The 21,147-nt window shown below is 41.2% G+C and carries 18 protein-coding genes and 1 other RNA gene; 8 read left to right on the forward strand and 11 right to left on the reverse strand.

Translation table 11 applies throughout. The features are described 5' to 3' along the window. The first annotated feature begins 320 nt into the window (after window positions 1–320). From nadK to bamE, 3 genes are all read left to right on the forward strand, one after another. Window positions 321–1,205, forward strand: coding sequence for an NAD(+) kinase (gene nadK / locus VRUMOI_RS09355; RefSeq protein WP_089140507.1), 885 nt, complete (start codon window positions 321–323; stop codon window positions 1,203–1,205). Window positions 1,206–1,396: 191 nt separating this feature from the next. Continuing rightward, window positions 1,397–3,061, forward strand: coding sequence for a DNA repair protein RecN (gene recN, locus VRUMOI_RS09360; RefSeq protein WP_089140506.1), 1,665 nt, complete (start codon window positions 1,397–1,399; stop codon window positions 3,059–3,061). A 227-nt stretch (window positions 3,062–3,288) separates the two neighbouring features. After that, on the forward strand, window positions 3,289–3,651 hold the full coding sequence (gene bamE / locus VRUMOI_RS09365; RefSeq protein ID WP_089140505.1) for an outer membrane protein assembly factor BamE: 363 nt from the start codon (window positions 3,289–3,291) through the stop codon (window positions 3,649–3,651). A gap of 122 nt (window positions 3,652–3,773) precedes the next feature. Here the strand turns inward: bamE and VRUMOI_RS09370 are convergent, their stop codons facing one another. Next, window positions 3,774–4,088: an RnfH family protein gene (locus VRUMOI_RS09370; RefSeq protein WP_089140504.1), complete on the reverse strand. Its 315-nt coding sequence runs from the start codon at window positions 4,086–4,088 to the stop codon at window positions 3,774–3,776. A 30-nt stretch (window positions 4,089–4,118) separates the two neighbouring features. Beyond that, window positions 4,119–4,553 (reverse strand): SRPBCC family protein, encoded by a 435-nt coding sequence (locus VRUMOI_RS09375; RefSeq protein ID WP_089140503.1) that lies wholly within the window; start codon window positions 4,551–4,553, stop codon window positions 4,119–4,121. Between the two features lie 112 nt (window positions 4,554–4,665). On the opposite strand from VRUMOI_RS09375, the gene smpB reads away from it, so the two are divergent. Together smpB and ssrA are read left to right on the forward strand one after the other, a co-directional pair. After that, the gene (smpB, locus tag VRUMOI_RS09380) at window positions 4,666–5,151 is read left to right on the forward strand and encodes an SsrA-binding protein SmpB (RefSeq protein WP_089140502.1); all 486 of its coding nucleotides are present in this window, start codon (window positions 4,666–4,668) and stop codon (window positions 5,149–5,151) included. Between the two features lie 192 nt (window positions 5,152–5,343). After that, window positions 5,344–5,710, forward strand: a transfer-messenger RNA (tmRNA) gene (ssrA, locus tag VRUMOI_RS09385). A 118-nt stretch (window positions 5,711–5,828) separates the two neighbouring features. Here ssrA and VRUMOI_RS09390 read toward each other — a convergent pair. Continuing rightward, window positions 5,829–6,683, reverse strand: coding sequence for a PA4780 family RIO1-like protein kinase (locus VRUMOI_RS09390; protein ID WP_089140501.1), 855 nt, complete (start codon window positions 6,681–6,683; stop codon window positions 5,829–5,831). 271 nt (window positions 6,684–6,954) lie between these two features. Here VRUMOI_RS09390 and ahpC point away from each other — a divergent pair, with 271 nt between their 5' ends. Together ahpC and ahpF are read left to right on the forward strand one after the other, a co-directional pair. Then, a complete protein-coding gene (ahpC, locus tag VRUMOI_RS09395) occupies window positions 6,955–7,512 on the forward strand; it encodes an alkyl hydroperoxide reductase subunit C (protein WP_089140500.1) in 558 nt (185 codons plus the stop codon). 181 nt (window positions 7,513–7,693) lie between these two features. Further along, window positions 7,694–9,262: an alkyl hydroperoxide reductase subunit F gene (ahpF, locus tag VRUMOI_RS09400; RefSeq protein WP_089140499.1), complete on the forward strand. Its 1,569-nt coding sequence runs from the start codon at window positions 7,694–7,696 to the stop codon at window positions 9,260–9,262. A 63-nt stretch (window positions 9,263–9,325) separates the two neighbouring features. Here ahpF and VRUMOI_RS09405 read toward each other — a convergent pair whose 3' ends face one another. The 7 genes from VRUMOI_RS09405 to cyoA form a co-directional block, all read right to left on the reverse strand. Next, a complete protein-coding gene (locus VRUMOI_RS09405) occupies window positions 9,326–11,092 on the reverse strand; it encodes a SulP family inorganic anion transporter (RefSeq protein WP_089140498.1) in 1,767 nt (588 codons plus the stop codon). Between the two features lie 177 nt (window positions 11,093–11,269). Continuing rightward, the gene (locus VRUMOI_RS09410) at window positions 11,270–11,941 is read right to left on the reverse strand and encodes a 2OG-Fe(II) oxygenase (RefSeq protein ID WP_089140497.1); all 672 of its coding nucleotides are present in this window, start codon (window positions 11,939–11,941) and stop codon (window positions 11,270–11,272) included. A gap of 487 nt (window positions 11,942–12,428) precedes the next feature. Beyond that, complete coding sequence (gene cyoE, locus VRUMOI_RS09415; RefSeq protein WP_089140496.1) at window positions 12,429–13,298, reverse strand: heme o synthase; 870 nt, start codon at window positions 13,296–13,298, stop codon at window positions 12,429–12,431. A 10-nt stretch (window positions 13,299–13,308) separates the two neighbouring features. Continuing rightward, window positions 13,309–13,635 carry a cytochrome o ubiquinol oxidase subunit IV gene (cyoD, locus tag VRUMOI_RS09420; protein ID WP_089140495.1) on the reverse strand — a complete coding sequence of 109 codons (327 nt, stop codon included), beginning with the start codon at window positions 13,633–13,635 and terminating at the stop codon, window positions 13,309–13,311. Continuing rightward, window positions 13,635–14,246, reverse strand: coding sequence for a cytochrome o ubiquinol oxidase subunit III (gene cyoC / locus VRUMOI_RS09425; protein ID WP_231897444.1), 612 nt, complete (start codon window positions 14,244–14,246; stop codon window positions 13,635–13,637). Before cyoC ends, cyoD begins: the two co-directional genes overlap by 1 nt. After that, window positions 14,236–16,284, reverse strand: coding sequence for a cytochrome o ubiquinol oxidase subunit I (cyoB, locus tag VRUMOI_RS09430; RefSeq protein WP_089140623.1), 2,049 nt, complete (start codon window positions 16,282–16,284; stop codon window positions 14,236–14,238). The genes cyoC and cyoB overlap by 11 nt, the downstream gene beginning before the upstream one ends. A gap of 27 nt (window positions 16,285–16,311) precedes the next feature. Continuing rightward, the gene (cyoA, locus tag VRUMOI_RS09435; protein ID WP_089140493.1) at window positions 16,312–17,229 is read right to left on the reverse strand and encodes a ubiquinol oxidase subunit II; all 918 of its coding nucleotides are present in this window, start codon (window positions 17,227–17,229) and stop codon (window positions 16,312–16,314) included. Between the two features lie 836 nt (window positions 17,230–18,065). On the opposite strand from cyoA, the gene VRUMOI_RS09445 reads away from it, so the two are divergent. Continuing rightward, window positions 18,066–20,027, forward strand: coding sequence for a BCCT family transporter (locus VRUMOI_RS09445; protein WP_089140491.1), 1,962 nt, complete (start codon window positions 18,066–18,068; stop codon window positions 20,025–20,027). A gap of 107 nt (window positions 20,028–20,134) precedes the next feature. Here VRUMOI_RS09445 and fghA read toward each other — a convergent pair whose 3' ends face one another. Then, window positions 20,135–20,986 (reverse strand): S-formylglutathione hydrolase, encoded by an 852-nt coding sequence (gene fghA / locus VRUMOI_RS09450; protein WP_089140622.1) that lies wholly within the window; start codon window positions 20,984–20,986, stop codon window positions 20,135–20,137. Window positions 20,987–21,147: the final 161 nt, after the last annotated feature.

A 21,147-nucleotide genomic window follows, 5' to 3' on the forward strand; every position in this document is an offset into this window, starting at 1 on the left:
GATTGGTGAAGTCATGTACTCACCTTACAGACCAATCTGACGTAGAATAAAAGTTTGGATGAAGCTCCCGAAGGGCAAGTTAAAACAAGCTTTATGCGGCGTTAAATTAAATAGAGATAAAATAACTATGATCATATTCAATTTGCCTTGCCTAAAGCTTATTTTATTCTTGCTGAAACTCGCATCTTGAGGTTGCTTGGGTATATTATGGGGATGAAGATTTATGATTCAAGCGTAGAGTGTGTTTATCTTTCACTATGCTTAATAAATATGCTTGATAAAATAGCGGCAACCCCTTTTCATCAATAGAGTTGATACCTATGCAGAAGCCTTTTAACGTTATCGCCATTATTGGTAAGCCTCGCGACCATAAAGCTGTGCAAACGCATAAAGAGCTTTTTCATTGGCTTACAGAACAAAATTATACCGTATTAATTGATGACCGATTGATCGACATTTTAGATGACATTCCAAAAGACGTATTTTCTAGTTTGCTCAATATTGGCAAACAAGCCGATTTAGCAATAGTAGTCGGTGGTGATGGAAATATGTTAGGGGCAGCCCGTATATTATCTCGTTTTGATATTTCAGTGATTGGCGTAAACCGAGGTAGTTTAGGCTTTCTAACCGATCTTAATCCTGAAGATTTTCATGAAGCGTTACTGAATGTTCTCAAGGGAAACTATCTAGTTGAAGAGCGCTTTTTGTTAGAAGCGGAAGTTCATCGAAGTGGTCATGTAAAAAGCCATAATTCAGCATTAAACGAAGTGGTTTTACACCCTGGTAAAATTGCTCATATGATTGAATTTGAAGTCTATATCGATGATAGGTTCGCCTTTTCACAACGCTCTGACGGGTTAATTGTTTCGACACCAACCGGCTCTACTGCCTATTCACTTTCTGGCGGAGGTCCGATCCTATCCCCTAGTTTAAATGCAATCTCATTGGTTCCAATGTTCCCGCACACTTTATCCAGCCGACCTTTAGTGGTTGACGGTAATCGAAAAATTAAACTCGTTGTCTCCCCTGATAATAGAGGCACTCAAGAAGTCAGTTGCGACGGGCAGATTTCACTTCCAGTTTCACCGGGCGATGAAATCCAAATCTTCCAAAGCCCAAGTATTTTAAAGTTAATTCACCCTGAAGATTACAGTTACTATCATGTCTTGCGCCATAAACTAGGCTGGTCAAGCAAGCTGTTTTAACCAAAAACCTGTCACTTATCGACCGATTTTCATTTAAGCAAACCTAAAAAATGCCCAAGTGATTTTGTGATCATTTGGGCACTTTTATGACTAAGCAAAAAATTCACACAAAAAAACTTTACTGTATAAAAAGCCAGTATATACTGTTTTTACATACAGTGATTTGTTTTATCTTTTTTCGAGGTGGATTTATGCTCTCCCATTTAAGTATTAATAATTTTGCAATTGTTAAGTCTTTACAGCTAGAGCTTTTCAAAGGAATGACGACCATTACCGGTGAAACTGGTGCTGGTAAATCTATTGCGATTGATGCATTAAGCTTATGCTTAGGTGGACGGGCCGATAGCAATATGGTGCGTCCCGGCGAAGATAAAACCGATATCACCGCCTCCTTCATTCTTGATAACAACATTAATGCCACTCGATGGTTAGAAGATAACGAATTACTGGATGGCGAAGAATGTATTATTCGACGCATCATTACTAATGAAGGTCGATCTCGCTCGTTTATTAATGGCAATCCAGTGCCATTATCACAATTGAAATTACTAGGCCAAAATTTAGTCAACATTCATGGGCAGCACGCTCATCATTTACTGATGAAACAAGAACATCAGCTAACTCTATTGGATCAATACGCGGGCCACCAACAGTTGATCCAAGCAAGTAAAAAACACTACTCCGATTGGCGTCAGCTTCGAAATCAGCTAAAAAGCTTACGCGCCAATAGCCAAGAAAACTTAGCTCAGAAGCAACTACTTGAGTACCAAGTCAAAGAACTAGATGAATTAGCATTATCTGAAAATGAATTTGAAGACCTAGAACAAGAACATAAAGTGTTGTCTAGCAGTGGTCAAATTGCACTTATTTGTCAGCAAACCATTAATGAATTGTACGAAAGTGAAGACGTGAATGCGTTAGGGCTTCTTCATTCTGTTAGTAATTCGCTTTGTGAGCTTGCCGAATTAGATCCATCATTATCCCACTTACCGAACCTATTGTCGGAAGCTATGATTCAGATAGAAGAAACCAACTCAGAATTAAGGCACTACGCTGATAATATTGATGTGGATCCAGCGAGAATAGCAGAAGTCGAAGAACGCTTTAGCAAAGTGATGAGCACGGCACGTAAACACCACGTTCGACCGGAAGAACTATATCAATATCATCAGGATGTAAAAGCGCAAATAGAGGCTCTAGATTGCTCTGATGAAAAGTTCGAACAGTTAGAAAAAGATGTCGACGAAAAGTACCAAGCATTCTTGGTTGCAGCGGAAAAACTCAGTAAAAGCCGCAGCCGTTATGCAAAAGAGCTGAATAAACTTATTTCTCAAAGCATGCACGAGCTGAGTATGGAAAAAGCGCAATTCTGTATTGATGTGATAAAAGATGAAAAGCATGCTGCGCCACTAGGTGTAGACCAAATAAATTTCTTAGTTTCGACTAACCCAGGCCAACCATTGCAAGCATTAGCAAAAGTCGCCTCTGGTGGTGAGCTATCTCGAATTTCTTTGGCTATTCAAGTTATTACGGCACAAAAAGTTCAAACACCAAGCCTAATATTCGATGAAGTTGATGTCGGTATCAGTGGTCCAACTGCAAGTGTTGTCGGCAAAATGTTACGCCAACTTGGTGCATCTACTCAGGTTTTATGTGTCACTCACTTACCTCAAGTGGCAGGCTGTGGTCATCAACAATTATTTGTCGCTAAACAAGCAAAAGCAGGAAAAACCGAAACTCGTATTCACCAACTCGATGAGAATCAACGCATTGATGAATTAGCTCGCTTACTTGGGGGAAGCACAATTACCGATTCAACCAAAGCAAATGCTAAAGAACTATTAATTGCAGCTTAACACTCTCGGGTCTCGGGTCTCGGGTCTCGGGTCTCGGGTCTCGGGTCTCGGGTCTCGGGTCTCGGGTCTCGGGTCTCGGGAGGAATTATTAATTTCTATTTAAAGTTTGCAACTAAACTCTAAATTTTCAGTCTTATTTTGCATGTTTAACACTACGGGCTTTTACTTCTTTGCTTGGCTTGTTTATCATCGAGCAAGTTTTTCGCCTTTAACTCAAAGAAACCACTATGCATTTTAAAAAGTGGATACTCATTATCCCTTTCGTTTTAACGATATTATCCGGCTGTAGCGTACTCGAACGCTTGGTTTATCGCATCGACATTGCTCAAGGTAATTATATTGAGCAACCTGATGTCAATAAACTTCGTGTAGGTATGACCAAAGAACAAGTTCAGTTTGTTCTAGGATCTCCGATGTTGGTTGAAAATGGTTACCCTGACACTTGGTACTACATCTATCATTTTACTCATGGTCATGACGACCCAGTTCAGAAAAACTTTATTGTGAAATTTGATCCTCAAAATCAGACATTAACTGAAGCTTCGGGTGATTTTGAATTGAGCCCAGATTTCAATACCCCATTGAACTAATCACCATATACTCAAAATGGCCTATCAAGTGTTTACTAAAACATCACTTGATAGGCCATTTTTTTTATCACTATCTAAAAAGCTACATAACCTAACCTCCAGCGAGGTTAGATGAATCAAACTTAAGCTTTTTGGTTCTTTGCCTGCTCCGCTCGTTTACGGCGAATTTCTTTTGGATCTGCCAGTAAAGGTCGATAAATTTCAATACGGTCTTTATCACGCACCGTCGAATCGAGTTTTACATTTCGACTAAATACACCAACTTTATTTTTGGCTAAATCAATTTCAGGATAATTGGCTAGCACACCTGATTGTTCAATAATTTCCTGAACAGTTAAATCTTCTGATACCGCGAGCTCAAACACCTTTTGTTCATGCGGTAGTGCATACACCACCTCAACATGAATCAGAGAAGCCCCACCTGTTTGCTCTGTCATTCTTTCTCACCTGTAATGGCAACTTGCCAATCAATTACTATAAACTTGCTTTGCTCGTTGAGTAAAAGAGTTCACCATATTATTCGTCAACTCATTGAATATTTTACCAAACGCCATTTCAATCAACTTATTGGAAAATTCAAACTCTAAACATAATTCTACTTTGCATGCGAAGTCATCAAGTGGTGTAAATAACCAATACCCCGATAACGATTTAAATGGCCCATCCACGAGTGCTAAAGTAATTTTACGGCCTGGTTCCATAGTATTGGATGTGATAAACGTTTTCTTAATCCCCGCTTTAGACACATCAACAGAAGCAACCAAAGCGGTGTGACTAGATTCAATCAACTTTGCGCCTGAGCATCCAGGTAAAAACTCAGGGTAGTCTTCAACATCATTGACCAAATCATACATTTGCTGAGCACTAAACGACACTAATGCCGAACGATTAACCTGGGGCATACTTCTTCCTAATTTGAGCCATGAAGCAAATTCTCGAAAATAAACAAAATATTATCAAGAATCGAACAAAAGGATTCGCCAAAATAAAAGCAATCCGTATAATGAGGCCATTATGGCAAAGAAAAAATCAAAATCAAAAGCCGGTAGTAATACTATCGCTCTTAACAAGCAAGCTCGACACGAATATTTCGTTGATGATGAAATAGAAGTTGGTCTTGAGCTGCAAGGTTGGGAAGTAAAATCTTTACGTCAAGGTAAAGCCAATATCGCAGAAAGCTACGTCTTTCTTCGCGATGGTGAAGCATTCCTAAGTGGCGCCTCAATCATACCACTTCAACAAGCTTCTACCCACATTGTTGCTAATCCGACACGTGTTCGTAAATTATTACTAAACCGCCGAGAATTAGATAACCTGTTTGGTCGAGTGAATAGAGAAGGCATGACATTAGTTGCCCTATCGCTTTACTGGTCAAAATCTTGGGTAAAAATGAAAATTGGTGTCGCGAAAGGTAAGAAACTTCACGACAAACGCGATGATAAAAAGAACCAAGATTGGCAGCGTGACAAAGCTCGAATTATGAAGAGCAGCTTACGCTAACACTCTGTTCCAAGTAATAAACAACAAGTGGGTTAATGTTAACCACTTAAACGCAAGTCACTAGACTCTTAAAGGTTTTATGTTACTATGCGTTTGAAGTATCGAGTATCACAATACTTAGTAAAGATACAAAGCGTGAAAGCGCAAGTTTGACATTTTGATGAGTAGTTCAAAATCAATCAAACAACCCTTGGGGCTGATTCAGGATTCGACGGGAATTTGTAAGTCTGAGGTGCATGTCGTGGGGCGGTTTGCCACGTTAAAAGCCGCAAAAAAATAGTCGCAAACGACGAAAACTACGCACTAGCAGCTTAATAACCTGCTGAGAGCCTTTCTGCCCTAGCTTCCGTTTGTAAGACGGGGAATAACAGAGAGTCAAAACCAAACAAACTCGTGTGGAGTCTCCAGCCTGAGAGACAAAGCATTAAAAATAATTCAGGATAGCCATCAACTAGCGTGTCGGTTCGCAGGTCGGTGGTGAAATTAAAGATCGACTAAGCATGTAGTACCAATGATGGATGATTTTCGGACGCGGGTTCAAATCCCGCCAGCTCCACCAATCGATTGGAAAGGCCGCTAAGTTCTCATACTTAGCGGCCTTTTTGATTTTTATACTTTAAAAACTAGAATCGGATTCAGATGCGCTGGCGGGATTTTAACCCGCGTCCGCTTTTCTTTTATTCTTGTTCCGATTCACTCTTTCTTAATTCACGAGTTTCAGCTTCTAACCTTGCCGCATCAATTTCATCTAGAATGGATTCTACGTCAGCTAATTCGTCTGACTCTACAAACAAACCTGTCAGTTTAGTATCGGGAAATAACTCCCCGGCTTGATAAAGTTGCCACATTTCCTTGGCGTATTCAGTCTGCTCTAGTTCTGGAACATATTGGCCGTAATAGCTGCGCATGTTGTTAACATCACGAGCAAACATCCACTCTGCATTGTTATTAGCAGAAGCATTGACGGCTTGGGGTAAATCAATGATAACAGGGCCATATTCATCCACCAGCACGTTAAATTCTGACAAATCGCCATGGATGATACCTGCGCACAACATTCGTTTGATGTACTCGATCATTTCATCATGATCTTCTAAGGCTTGCTCCGCTGACATAGAAACATCATTTAAACGAGGAGCAACAAATCCTTCTTCGTCAGTGATCAGTTCCATCAACAAAACACCATCAACGACACCGTAAGGTTCAGGTACTCTGACTCCAGCCGCTTTCAAAGCATATAACGCATCCACTTCTGCACTTTGCCACACGGCTTCTTGTTCACCACGACCAAACTTTGAGCCTTTTTCCATGGCACGAGCACGACGACTATTTTTTACTTTGCGCCCTTCTCTATATTGCACCGCTTGCTTAAAGCTACGTTGATTGACTTCTTTATACACTTTGGCGCAACGAATTTCATCGCCACAACGCACGATATAGACTGACGCTTCTTTGCCACTCATAAGTTGGCTAATTACGTCATCAACGACGCCATCTTCAACTAAAGATTGCATTTGTTTAGGTATTTTCATTACAGAGGTGGGGCTACTTATAGAAAAGGAGAATTCAGCCTAGCTTATCTCATTTATAGCCAATTAGATATTATTGACTCAATTAAGCTACTCCCTTCTCTCACTACAGACAATAGGATTAGCCTATCAATACAATAAGAACAATCTATTTTTCAAAACATTCAAACAATGTGAATATACTTCCCGTAAGCAACAAACGAGGCGCAATAACGCATTGCCCCTTTAGATTTCAGAAAGACTTTAGAATTTTAAAAAAAGGAAAGGCAATATTATGATTAACACTCAAATCAAACCATTCAACGCAACAGCATTCAAAAACGGCGAGTTTGTTGAGGTTTCAGAAAAAGACGTATTAGGTAAATGGGCGGTATTTTTCTTCTACCCAGCAGATTTTACGTTTGTATGCCCAACGGAGTTAGGAGACCTTGCTGACCACTACGAAGAACTACAAAAACGTGGTGTAGAAGTTTACTCAGTATCAACCGATACTCACTTCACTCACAAAGCATGGCACGATAGCTCTGAGACTATCGGAAAAATTCAGTACTACATGCTAGGTGACCAAACAGGCAACATCACTAACAACTTTGGTGTTATGCGTGAAGGTCAAGGTCTTGCAGACCGTGCAACATTCCTTATCGATCCAGAAGGTACGATTCAAGCGATGGAAATTACAGCCGAAGGTATTGGCCGTGATGCAGAAGACCTACTTCGTAAAGTAAAAGCTGCACAATACGTAGCTGCACACCCAGGTGAAGTATGCCCTGCGAAGTGGAAAGAAGGAGAAGCGACTTTAGCCCCTTCTCTTGACCTAGTAGGCAAAATTTAATTAGCCACAATAAATAGTAAACAGTCGGTAGTCCCCCGCTACTGACTGATAAATAGAGAGCGGGTCGGCAATATTACTTCTGACGACCTATGTTGCTGATTCGCTCTCCCCCTGAATCATTTTCATTTTAGATTTTATCCAGAGTAACCACTCTAATTTAAAGAATGTAAGGTGTCATACCATGCTTGAACAAGCGATCAAACAACAATTAGAACAGTATTTAGCCAATATAAAACATGATATCCAACTAGTGGTTAGCCTAGATGAAAGCAAAGCTTCACAGGATATTCTTGCACTGGCTAACGAAATTGCTGAGTTAAGCCAATTTATTACCGTCTTACGCGATGATGCAGCAAGCGACCGTAAGCCCGTTATGTCTGTGGTTAACCCAGATAAAGGTACGCAATTACGCTTTGCTGGCTTACCAATGGGCCATGAATTTACTTCGTTAGTTTTAGCCCTACTGCACACCGGTGGTCATCCAATTAAATTGGAAAGTGAAACGATTGAGCAAATCCACCAACTGGACAAAAAGCTTGATGTGGAAGTCTTTATTTCTCTGTCATGTCAAAACTGCCCAGATGTCGTTCAAGCGTTCAATATGATGTCCGCTATTAATCCTGACATTCGCACCACCATGATTGACGGCGCGCTCTTCCAAGATGAAGTGAAAAAACGCGACATCATGGCCGTACCAAGTGTCTTTGTGAATGGTGAGTTATTTGGCCAAGGCCGCATGACGCTAAATGAAATTCTTGGAAAGCTTGATGATGGAGCAGCCAAAAAAGCCGCTGCTAGCTTAAACGAAAAAGCGCCATATGATGTGCTAGTGGTCGGCGGTGGCCCTGCAGGTAGTGCCGCAGCTCTATACGCTGCCCGCAAAGGCATTCGCACTGGCGTAGTAGCCAAGCGCTTTGGTGGACAAGTTATGGATACCATGGCGATTGAAAACTTTATTTCAGTGAAACGCACTGAAGGGCCAAAACTAGCAACCGATCTGGCTGAACATCTAAAAGAATACGATGTTGATGTGGTAACCGAGCAACAAGCCGATAAAATTATGGGGGCGACTCATAATGAAGATGGCCTTATTCATGTTTCACTTGAAAGTGGTGCTACATTAAAAAGTAAAAGTATCATCCTTAGCCCAGGAGCGCGCTGGCGTGAAATGAATGTACCGGGTGAGCAAGAGTATCGTAATAAAGGTGTCGCTTACTGCCCACACTGTGATGGACCATTATTCAAAGGCAAACGTACTGCAGTGATCGGTGGCGGTAATTCAGGTATTGAAGCAGCGATTGATCTTGCTGGCATTGTAGAGCATGTCACGGTACTGGAATTTGCAGATGTACTACGTGCAGACCAAGTACTGATTAATAAAGCAAATTCATTACCTAATATCCATATTATTACCATGGCTCAAACCACTGAAGTGATTGGTGATGGTAAACGTGTCACGAGTCTAAAATACAAAGATCGCAACACCGATGAAATCAAAGAAATCGAGCTATCAGGTATCTTTGTCCAAATTGGCCTAGTTCCAAATACCGAATGGTTAAAAGATAGTGAAGTAAAACTCTCTGAACGTGGTGAGATCATCGTAAATGATCGCGGCGAAACTAGCCTACCAGGCGTTTTTGCTGCAGGCGATGCAACTACAGTGCCTTACAAACAAATCATCATTGCGATGGGTGATGGCGCTAAAGCAAGCTTAAGTGCTTTTGACTACTTAATTCGTCAAGATGTTTGATATTTGATAACACTGACCTAGTACAAAAACGAGCTCATTACGAGCTCGTTTTTATTTATATCGTTATACCTCAGCAGGTGCATGCTCCCTTTCTTCCGGTAATTTTTCTTTTACCACTTCAGGGACTTGGCCTTCACTTACCGCTTCTAAGTAACAGCCACTCATCTTAATGGCGAGGTACATATCTGCACGCAGTCGAATGCCCTCTTCTCCAACCTTAATTCCAGCCAAATCACACCATTGCTTAAGACGCCGCTTATGACCTGCAAACACTAAGCGAATACCGCGTTTTTTTAAGATAACTTGGATATCGCTGATCACAGCCATCACTGTCAGATCTAAATGAGTGAAACTTGCCACCGCATCAATAATCACACATTTAACATCATTAGAGCCTGCTTCAGCCACTTGGAATAATAAACGCCGTTTAAAGTGCGCAGCGTTAAAGTAGGTTAACGGTGAATTGAAACGATAAATCACGAGACCTGGAATCGCTTTGGCTTTTCCTGATTTACCTAAACTTCTCACAGTCCCTTTAGTGTCAAGGCCTAGTACTTGATCAGTAGGACGCATTATAATTCGCAAAAATTGGAACAATCCAAGCAATACCGCCAGCGTAATCCCCGGAATAACACCAATTACCAACACGGCAATAAAAGTGATGCTGGATAAATAAAATGCATCCTTATCTCGCTTACGTAGCCCCCAAATACCTTTTAAATCAATTAACGATATTGACGCTACAATCAAGACGACACCTAACGCGGCGACAGGAATAAACTGTAATGGTTGATAAGCAATCACCGCCACAATAGCAATAATGGCAGCAGAAATAATGGAAACCAGCTGCGTTTTACCGCCATTGGCATCATTCACTGCCGTTCTTGAACTGGTACCACTGACCACAAAACCTTGAGAAAACGCCGAAGCAATATTGATCATACCAAGTGCACGAAATTCTTTATCCGCATCAATATCATAACCATTTTTAGCGGCAAAACTACGCGCGGTAATCATCATACTAACAAAACTCACCATCGCTAAGTTAAGTGCAGGCATCACTAACTCTCGGCTTAGACCTATATCAAATTCAGGAGTTTGAAAAACCGGTAGTCCACCTTCAACCATTCCGACAATACCCACACCAACCGATTGGAAATCGCCAAGCCAAACGAAAAGGCTAGAAATAATGATTGCGAGCATCGCGGCAGGCCAAGTTGGTCGTAGCTTCTTACAAAAAATGTAAACACCAACTGTCATGGCACTTACTAACAGTGTTTGCCAATGAATATTGACCAATTGCGAAGGCGCTTCCCACACCTGTTCAATGAGGTTCGGTTGGTTATAGGTAATACCGAAGACTTTAAAAAACTGACTAACTATGATGGTGATCGATACACCATTAAGTAGCCCAAGCAAAATAGGACGAGAAAGAAAATCTGCAAATACACCGAGTTTAAATCGGCTCGCAATCAAACACCACACACCGGTCATGGCTGTCATGGTGATAACTAACTGCCAATGCTTAACCGTATCGCCAGCAGCAAGCGGTGTCACCACGGCCGCAATCACCGCACAAGTTGCCGTATCTGGGCCAACAATTAATTGTTTGGAGGTTCCCATTAAGGCATAAACTAACATAGGTAAAACGCAGGAATACAAACCAACTATCGCGCTTACCCCGGTTAATTGCGCATAAGCAATCGCAACGGGCAAGGCAACAGCGACCACCGAAAGTGCCGCTCTTATATCATCGCCAAGCCAAGCTCTTTCATAAGACTTTAATTGAGATAAGCCGGGAAACCACTCTTCAATCCATGCTCTTTTCAATTCTGAATATCCTTTATAAACTTACCTTTCCATATCATATACCTTAGTAAGTGTAAGTGATCGTTTTCATAAAAATATTTTTATCTATATAAATAAACCACTTAACCTCAAGCATTCATTTAAACAATCAATACTTAAGGTTAGTAAAAGATTTGAGGGTTAGAATAGTAAACAGCGTTATCGCGGTGGGTCGACTTTATTTACTCCCGAACCATTCACTCGAAACCAACCCGCGATTGAATAACGATCACGATTAGCAGGTAGTACCTCATGAGGAAAGTCTTCACTGAGAAAAATAGCAACCGTCCCAAAGCTAGGAGTGACACGTACAAGCTCATCGCTGCTCTCTTCTCGATAGATCACTAATTCCCCTTGATCTTCTTTAATCCAATCGGGGTTTAAGTACACCACTAAGCTAATAATACGATTAGATTCTCCCTTAAAGGCATCTTTATGCGTTTTATAAAAATCCCCCGGTGAGTAATGAGCAAAGTGGCTTTCAAATGAAAAAAGCCCTAAAAATAAGTGTCGATTTAAGTAGCGTTGTAATTCGGCAGCCCAACTCAACCATGCTTGCCCTGCCTCGCTTTCTCCATTAATCCAACACACTTCATCTTTACGCACAAACTGATTGAGCATCAGTTTATCTTCACGGCCAATTCCTGCACGTTTAAAGTTCTCATCAGGCATGCTATGTACATGGTGATGCAATTGATTGAGTAAATTAAGAGGAAGTGCATTAGGGTGAATGCTATAACCTTGATGAGCAATATTTTCGGCCATAGTATGGAATAGTGATTCATTCACCAAAGGCAAATCAATCACATCTTCAGTCAAAACAACGTTCATTTTTATCCTTTAAAAAATACACGCTGCCTCTCTTCTCTAAACAGATACATAGAGAAAACCAAAGAGGTCAGAACGGCGGATGAGTGTAATTCGTGTTTAATTTTTAGGCGAGTGTTATTTGATTCATAAACTGAATTATTAGATAGATACATATAAAAAAACACCAAACTGGGGAGGTTTGGTGTTTTTTCATTTTTCACTAGTCAACTTGGAGTTTCACTAGGTTTTCCCAGAGAGATACATCGCTATTCCAATTGAAACGACTAGGATTTTAAGCCTAAATACATTTCAGCGACGCTCAATTTACAGCAAACAATTTGTCGGAATCTGACTATTTAAACAACAAGCAAATAAAACAATCAGTACGCAACATCTTGATTACATTCCATCCATTATGCTTACATTCATGAAAAACTAAACCATCATTTTTGAAATGTAAATTTACTTGAAAAGGTCGTTTTCAAGTTGGCCTTTTTCAAATAATCGTCTACAAAAATGACAATGGTATCAACTCTAAACCGAGCACTGAGCTAAATGCCATAACCACTAATAGTGACGTCTTAAATACCGATTTAGACCATTGAATATAATTCGATTCATCCATGCTTCGAAAGGTTACTTTTGACCATGCAAAGCAAGATAATGCAGCGACCGCTAAATACTCATAGCCAGTGTGCCCAAAAGCATACAGACCAAGTGCAACCAACGAAAATGCCGCTACATATGCCATCATATGCTGACGAGCGCGCTGTATTCCTTTTACGACTGGAAGTACCGGAATACCCGCGTCTTCATAGTCTTGCATTCTGAACATGGCAATCGCATACGAGTGCGGCATTTGCCATAAACAGAACAAGCTAAACAGTAATACCGCTTCAAAACTAATGTAATTAGTCACGGCAAGATAGCCCACTAATGGTGGAATCGCCCCCGATACACTGCCGACTAAAGTGCCGTATACCGAGGTTCGCTTATACCACATGGTATAAAAGAATACGTAAAACACATATCCAAGCAGCACCATTACTGCTGATAATGGGTTGGCCATTTTATACAGCAATCCAGTACCTGCCAGTAACATCACCAAGGCGTAAAGAAAGGCGTGATCAGCCTTGATTCCACCTTTCACCATGGTGCGATTCTGAGTTCGTGACATTTTAAAATCGATATCACGATCAAAAATGTTATTAATCACACAGCCAGAGGCTATGACCAACGCCACGCCTAGCATAGTAAACAACAGCAAACTCAATGTAGCAGGCTCTGATTTAGCCGCTAGAAAGTAACCTGCTAAAACAGAGATCAAATTGCCAACAATAATGCCGGGTTTGGTGATGGATACGTATTCTTTCAACATGAGTTACAACCTACATCATCATGTTATGGTTCAAGTTCCACATAATCCAGATTGAACCTGCAATTACGATGAAAACGATCACGGCCGTAAACGCAAAAGACAGTGCGTTAAACCGGCCTTTTTCAGAGCTATCCATGTGTAAGAAATACACAAGATGAACCAATAACTGAACCACTGCGGTAATGATCAAAATTTCGATCGTCGCCTCGCGTGATAACACACCAGTGTAAGCAAAATAAAACGGAATAATCGTCAACACTAATGAAGCGATAAAACCAATAATATAGCCTTTAGCACCAGAGTCTTGGTGGTCTTTTGATACTGCTGAATTTGACATTAGATCACCCCTAGTAAGTACACGATAGTGAATACACAGATCCAAACGATATCTAAGAAGTGCCAGAATAAACTTAAGCAGTAAAAACGGCCTTTCATTAAATCATTCAACCCTTTAGAGCTTAATTGGAAGTAGCATACAGACAACCAAATAAGACCAAAAGTTACGTGTAATCCGTGCGTGCCGACCAAAGTAAAGAATGCCGATAAGAACGCACTACGCTGTGGCCCAAAACCTTCTTCAATCAAATGATGGAATTCATAGACTTCCATCGCGATAAAGCCAAGCCCGAGTAATGCGGTGATCAGTAGCCAACGTTTTAAGCCAGCGACATCTTCACGTTTCATCGCAATAATACCGAAACCAAAAGTGATACTACTTAATAGCAGCAGCATAGTTTCGACAAACACAAATGGCAGCTCGAAAATATCTTTACCTGTTGGCCCACCAGCAGTGGCATTTACGAGTACCGCATAAGTAGCAAACAAACTACCAAATAGAATGCAGTCACTCATCAAGTAAATCCAGAAGCCATATTGCTTCATCTCATTCGCGTCATGATGATCGTGATCATCATGATGACCATGCTCAACCGCAGTATTAGCGTGCATAATCGACCTCCATATCTTCATCATCACCCGATGGGGCTGTTTGCTGAGATTTTGCTTTTCTCAACTGCTCTTTATGCGCATTTTCTATTGCTTTAATTTCCTCAACCGAGACATAGTAATCACGATCTTCATTAAAGCTATGCACAATCGCAGTCACGACAATACCGATGAAACCAACGGCAGCTAACCACCACATATACCAGATCATGGCGAAACCAAAGATCAAAGCAAAACCAGAAATAACCATACCTGTCGCGGTATTTTTCGGCATATGAATTGGAGCGTATTCTTCTTGTTCAGCCAACTTAGCCTCTACACCTGCTTCGCCACGTTGCTTCTGATACCAAAACGCATCAATTTCATCGCCTTTCGGGATTTTGGCAAAGTTATAAAATGGCGGTGGTGATGAAGTTGCCCACTCAAGAGTACGAGCATTCCACGGATCCCCCGTTAAATCGCGATTTTGTTCACGATCACGCACACTCACAATAAATTGAATCGCTTGACACAGTACGCCACAGAAAATAATGAAGGTACCGAACGCTGCCGTAGCTAATAACGGGAAGTATTCAGGGTCAATGTGTTGACTCAAACGACGAGTCATCCCCATAAAGCCAAGTGCGTATAGTGGAATAAAGGCAAATAAGAAGCCGATGATCCAGCACCAGAAGGCACGTTTGCCCCATGTTTCATTAAGCGTGAAACCTGTTGCTTTCGGGAACCAGTAAGTCACACCAGCAAAACAACCAAATACCACACCACCAATGATTACGTTATGGAAGTGAGCAATCAAGAATAAGCTGTTGTGTAGAACGAAGTCCGCTCCTGGAACCGCCATCAATACCCCTGTCATACCACCAACGGTAAAGGTGATCAGGAACCCGATAGTCCAAAGCATTGGAGAAGTAAACTCAACGCGACCACGGTACATAGTAAATAGCCAGTTGAAGATCTTAACCCCAGTTGGAATCGAGATAATCATGGTGGCAATACCAAAGAAGGCATTAACGTTCGCCCCTGAACCCATGGTAAAGAAGTGATGCAACCAAACCACAAACGCTAAGATGGTAATAACCACGGTAGCCCAAACTAATGAGGTATAGCCGAATAGCTTCTTACGAGAGAACGTTGCAACGACTTCTGAATACACACCGAATATCGGCAGTACTAAGATGTAAACTTCCGGATGTCCCCATGCCCAGATTAAGTTGACGTACATCATCATGTTGCCGCCCATATCATTAGTGAAGAAATGGGTGCCGATGTAACGGTCAAGCGTCAGTAACGCAATGGTCACTGTCAAAATTGGGAAAGAGATAATAATTAAGATATTGGCGCATAATGAAGCCCAAGTGAATACTGGCATCTTCATTAACGGCATTGATGGTGTACGCATACGCATAATCGTCGTGAAGAAGTTCACACCCGATAACGTAGTACCTACGCCCGATATTTGCAGTGCCCAAATCCAGTAATCAACTCCAGTACCTGGGCTGGCTTTAATACCGGACAAAGGTGGGTACGCTAACCAACCGGTACGAGCAAACTCACCCACACCTAAAGAAACGTTAGTCAGAATCACACCTACCACAAATAACCAGAAGCTCAAGTTATTCAAATATGGGAATGCCACATCACGTGCACCAATTTGCAGTGGTACGACAATGTTCATCAAACCAATGATCAAAGGCATCGCCACGAAGAAAATCATGATCACACCGTGAGCACTGAAGATTTGGTCATAGTGCTCAGGAGGTAAGTAGCCTGCCTCTCCTGCAGAAGAAAGCAATTGTTGGCTACGCATCATCACGGCATCCGAGAAACCTCGAATCAACATGATTAATGCAACCGCAATATACATGAAACCAATTTTTTTATGGTCAATCGACGTAAACCATTCTGACCATAAGTATTGCCATTTACCGTAATAAGTAATGGCTGAAACTAATGCTATCCCTACCAGAGCGATCACTGCCAATGTCACCACGATAATGGGTTCATGGTATGGCACGCTGTCGAGGGAAAGTCTTCCAAAGATACTTCCAAACATAGTATTTCCTACCCTTTAATGTTGTGCCATGTCCATATGGTGCCCTTGATTCATACCTTCATCGGATGAATTCAGAGAACCTTTATACTGCTTAACCACATCGGCAAACAAATGCTCAGGAACGCTTGAGTAATACGTTACTGGTACATTTTCACTTGGTTTAGCAAGCTGGCGATAGCCGTCAAAATCATTCATGACTAAGGCATTCTTATTCGATTTAACGCTGTTTACCCAGTCATTAAACTGCTCTGGCGTGTCAGTAACATGGGCTGTAAATTTCATCCCAGAAAAACCGTCACCACTATAACTAGCCGAAATACCTTTATAATCATTTGCTTCATTCGCCATAAGATGAACACTAGTCATCATGCCTGGCATCGCATAGATCTGGCTGCCAAGACGAGGAATAAAGAAAGAATTCATGATGTTGTCTGAAGTAACTTTGAACTTAACAGGGACATCTTTAGGGAAAGCAACGTAATTCACCGTTGCAATATGTTGTTCAGGGTAAATAAACAACCACTTCCAATCTAAAGAAACAACTTCAATGGTCATATGATCGACTTCACTCACTAGCGGTTTAGATTGCTCTAATTCGTGAGTGGTGCGCCAAGTGATGGTGCCTAAAATGGCAATAATAATGATAGGAACAGTCCACACCACCACTTCAATCTTGGTTGAATGCGCCCATTCTGGATCATATTTTTCATCGGTATTGCTAGCACGGTATTTATAAGAAAAAAAGACTGTCATTAAAATGACGGGGATAACCACGATCAACATCAGCAATAATGCGGTGATGATCAGTTCTTTTTCTTGAATGCCAATGACCCCTTTAGGATCAAGCAAAGCAGATTTACACCCTGACAAAAGAAGGGCTGCACTAAGCATCCCCACTCGTGACAAGATACTTTTATATCTTGAGGCTTCCATTCTAATTCTCGATGTTTAAGGGTTGCTGTCACATTGTGGATATAAACGAAACAACCGAGTGGTAAACAACGCAGTTTTATTAACCAATAGCCACATTTAGCGGCATGTTAACTAACATTTACTGCTTTTTATTTGTTATTTCCAATGTCTAACTTGCCGATCTAAAGAGAAAAAACGAAGAAAAACACGCAGAGGAAAACAACAAAACACAACAAGCATGTGCAAACATTACATTTACAAACATCTAGTTACATTTAGAACATTATGCTTACACACAAACAACAACTCACCATCTAAAAATGAAAACTAACTTCTCACAAATAAACACAAGAATATAAAAACCACTAATATTCAATACGTTAAATAATCACACAAGAAATATACTTTAAATAAAAGTGAAAAATATGATCACTGAGATAATAGAAGTTAAGCGATTTTTAATGAGATATAACGTATTTTCAAGCTATTTTCTTGCCATTTATCTAAACTAAGATATGTCAATATTGAAAACAAAAAAAAGGAGCCGGAATCTAAGTTCACACTCCTCTTTCTATCAAAAAATTCGTTCTAACAATGTTAAGCGGTTCCAAACCTTTTTATCTAGTGCGCAGGTTGTTGGAGCTAATGATAAAAGCCACTAACATACACCAGAAAAATGCATTAAGCATAAAAATCCACATAATCAATAAATATCAAATTAAAAAATCAAAAAAGACAAAAAATCAGACTTTAATCTTATTATTTTATATGAAAAGTGTTATTTTTCATGTGAAGCCACAATTTAAAGGTGGCATTTTAATTAATGGATTGTCGTATTTTGCTTAGGAGTAGCTATTATGAGCACGCAAAAAAATCCCTTTGCTTTAATTGATAAACCCACCTTCTTTGGTGCGTTATTCGTATTATTCGCAGCCGTTGTACCTTTATTGATTTTCCCCGAAAAAGGCGCTGAATGGATCGCCATCGCCAAAACCTTCATGACCGATGAAGTCGGTACGCTATACCTGATTCTTGGGTTAGCGGCATTCTTCTTTATGATTTATATTATTTTTTCCGATATCGGCCAAATTAAGCTGGGTGAGCCGGATGAAAAGCCAGAGTTTAAAACTGGCTCATGGGCAGCCATGTTGTTCTGTGGCGGTATTGGGGCCAGTATTTTATATTGGGGCACCATTGAGTGGGCCTTTTATTATCTAAACCCACCATTCCAACTAGAACCTGGCAGTGATGAAGCGATTCGCTGGGCTGCTACCTATGGTATTTTCCACTGGGGCCCGATTGCGTGGTCAATCTATTTAGTTCCAGCCATTCCAATCGCCTACTTCTACTATGTGCGTAAACAACCTGTACTAAAAGTGTCTGCCGCTTTAATGCCTGTCATTGGTGAAAAACGCGCTCACGGTTGGTTAGGTAAAACCATCGATGTACTATTTATCTTCGGTTTACTTGGTGGTGGTGCGACAACATTAGGTTTAGCTGCGCCACTTATCACCGAAGGTTTGAATAACTTATTTGGTATTCCTAAAACCACCATGGTGCAACTTGGGGTACTACTCGTGTGTACCATGATTTTTGCTTATTCTGCTTATGCCGGGATGTCCAAAGGTATCCAACTATTAAGTAACATCAACTTCTGGGGTGCCATTGGCCTACTTGCCTTTATCTTTGTCGTCGGGCCAACCAACTTCTTAGTTGAAACCGGACTTGATTCATTAGGCCGTATGCTAACCCACTTCTTTAGAATGGCGTCTTGGGCGGAACCATTTGGTGGCTACGGAGACTTTAAAGATACCCACTTCCCACAAGACTGGACTATTTTCTACTGGGCTTGGTGGTTAGTGTTTGCGCCAAGCATGGGTTTATTTATTGCTCGTATCTCACGGGGTCGTACGATTAAGCAAATGGTGGCAGGTTCTATTTTCTTTGGTTCACTAGGTTGCTTCTTGTTCTTTATGATCTTAGGCAACTACGGACTGTCGTTACAGCTATCTGGCACAGTTGATGTAGTGGCTATTTTGCAACAACAAGGGACAACAGCCGCTATCTTCTCCATTTTAGAACAGCTGCCGATGAGCACATTTGTCATTGCGGTATTTACTATTTTATGTGTTCTATTTACCGCCACCACCTTTGACTCAATCTCATACATCTTAGCCTCTGTGGTACAAAATGATGTAACCGAAGAGCCAATGCGTTGGAACCGTTTGTTCTGGGCATTTACGCTATCATTTATGCCTGCGGTACTGATGTTTATGGGTGGCTTATCGACACTACAAACAGCAGCGATTGTCGGAGGCTTACCTTTAATTGCCATCGTCGCCATGTTGATGCTATCCATCATCAAAGCTGCCTCTCTCGACTTATCGCACCAAGACGGTTACCAAGATCCTGTGATCAATATCGAAGACTTACCCGAAGTGGATCCTTGGTCGACTGAAGGTATGGCTCTGGCAAAATTTGAAGAGTTAAAAGCCACCGCTATTGAAGCGGCTAATGATGAGCGCGAAGCCCTCAAAGCGATTTGGAAATTGAAAAAACAGATCCGCGAGGAAGCGCTCACTTATGGTGACAATGGTTTAGAGCTTGGTGACATTCCAAGTGAGATGCAAAAAGAGCTAGACCGCCTCACTACCGAAGCGATGGCTGCGAAAGAAGTCAAGCTTGCGGCATCTGAAGAAGCTCAACAAGCTCGTATTGCTTTCAATGAATTATTAAAAGAAAGAGAAGAAGAGTCTCAAGGCTCTGAAGTAATCGATGCTTCAGCCGCAATGCAAAAAGAAAGCAAAGCCGCAAGTTAAACAACTCAGGCTTGCAGAAAAACGCTAAAAACAAGGGCAGCCAATAGCTGCCCTTTTTGTTGTTTATTGGTTGTTTATTTCATACTCACGACTTTTATTATCAGCAGTTATGCCAATAAATAGTTCGCATGAAACTTAATGTGATCATCAATGAAGCTCGCAATAAAGAAATAACTGTGGTCATAACCATCACGAAGATTAATTTCAAAAGGATAGTTCACATCGTTAGCCGCATTTTCCAAAAGTTGCGGTTTCAATTGCTCTTCCAAGAAGTTATCCGACAAACCTTGATCAACTTTAATCGGCGGTAGGTAGGCTTCATTACCTTTGATTTTTTTCATCAATTCCACGGAGTCATACTTAACCCACAATGCTTGGTCATCTCCCAAGTAAGCCGTTAAAGCTTTGTGCCCCCACGGACAATGCAGTGGGCTAGCAATCGGGCTAAATGCCGAAATCGACTTAAACCTTGGCGCATTACGCAAACCAATCGTTAACGCGCCATGACCGCCCATCGAGTGTCCAGAAATAGAACGCTTATCGCTTACCGGAAAATGCGCTTCAATCAACGCGGGTAGCTCATAGGCAATGTAATCATACATTTGATAATGCTTAGCCCAAGGCGCTTGAGTAGCATTAAGATAAAACCCCGCCCCTTTACCAAGATCGTAAGCTTCATCATCCGCCACATCGTCACCACGAGGGCTGGTATCAGGCGCAACAATCGCAATGCCTAATTCCGCCGCCATACGTTGCGCGCCAGCTTTTTGGACAAAATTTTCATCGCTGCAAGTCAAGCCGGATAACCAATATAACACTGGCACTTTATTCGACTCTGACGCTTGCGGTGGTAAAAAAATCGAAAAGCGCATTTGGCAATTAAGCACTGATGAATCATGCTCAAATTGCTGTTGTTGCCCACCAAAACACTGATTTGAATTCAACTGTTTCATAAATATCCATCTACCATTTTTACGTGTCTCGTGTCTCGTGTCTCGTGTCTCGTGTCTCGTGTCTCGTGTCTCGTGTCTCGATAAAGAGTTTACACTTGAAACACAAATAACAAGCTTCCTAGCCACGATTCAATCTTCAAAGTAATTGAACTTACAGCTAGGCGACA

The organism is Vibrio rumoiensis (assembly GCF_002218045.2).
GTDB classification, from domain to species: domain Bacteria; phylum Pseudomonadota; class Gammaproteobacteria; order Enterobacterales; family Vibrionaceae; genus Vibrio; species Vibrio rumoiensis.

What these genes read in the sequence shown, in the direction of transcription:
- nadK (WP_089140507.1), top strand. Translation starts at nt 321, where the DNA reads ATGCAGAAGCCTTTTAACGTTATCGCCATTATTGGTAAGCCTCGCGAC.
- recN (WP_089140506.1), top strand. Translation starts at nt 1,397, where the DNA reads ATGCTCTCCCATTTAAGTATTAATAATTTTGCAATTGTTAAGTCTTTA.
- bamE (WP_089140505.1), top strand. Translation starts at nt 3,289, where the DNA reads ATGCATTTTAAAAAGTGGATACTCATTATCCCTTTCGTTTTAACGATA.
- VRUMOI_RS09370 (WP_089140504.1), bottom strand. Translation starts at nt 4,088, where the DNA reads ATGACAGAGCAAACAGGTGGGGCTTCTCTGATTCATGTTGAGGTGGTG.
- VRUMOI_RS09375 (WP_089140503.1), bottom strand. Translation starts at nt 4,553, where the DNA reads ATGCCCCAGGTTAATCGTTCGGCATTAGTGTCGTTTAGTGCTCAGCAA.
- smpB (WP_089140502.1), top strand. Translation starts at nt 4,666, where the DNA reads ATGGCAAAGAAAAAATCAAAATCAAAAGCCGGTAGTAATACTATCGCT.
- VRUMOI_RS09390 (WP_089140501.1), bottom strand. Translation starts at nt 6,683, where the DNA reads ATGAAAATACCTAAACAAATGCAATCTTTAGTTGAAGATGGCGTCGTT.
- ahpC (WP_089140500.1), top strand. Translation starts at nt 6,955, where the DNA reads ATGATTAACACTCAAATCAAACCATTCAACGCAACAGCATTCAAAAAC.
- ahpF (WP_089140499.1), top strand. Translation starts at nt 7,694, where the DNA reads ATGCTTGAACAAGCGATCAAACAACAATTAGAACAGTATTTAGCCAAT.
- VRUMOI_RS09410 (WP_089140497.1), bottom strand. Translation starts at nt 11,941, where the DNA reads ATGAACGTTGTTTTGACTGAAGATGTGATTGATTTGCCTTTGGTGAAT.
- cyoE (WP_089140496.1), bottom strand. Translation starts at nt 13,298, where the DNA reads ATGTTGAAAGAATACGTATCCATCACCAAACCCGGCATTATTGTTGGC.
- cyoD (WP_089140495.1), bottom strand. Translation starts at nt 13,635, where the DNA reads ATGTCAAATTCAGCAGTATCAAAAGACCACCAAGACTCTGGTGCTAAA.
- cyoC (WP_231897444.1), bottom strand. Translation starts at nt 14,246, where the DNA reads ATGCACGCTAATACTGCGGTTGAGCATGGTCATCATGATGATCACGAT.
- cyoA (WP_089140493.1), bottom strand. Translation starts at nt 17,229, where the DNA reads ATGGAAGCCTCAAGATATAAAAGTATCTTGTCACGAGTGGGGATGCTT.
- VRUMOI_RS09445 (WP_089140491.1), top strand. Translation starts at nt 18,066, where the DNA reads ATGAGCACGCAAAAAAATCCCTTTGCTTTAATTGATAAACCCACCTTC.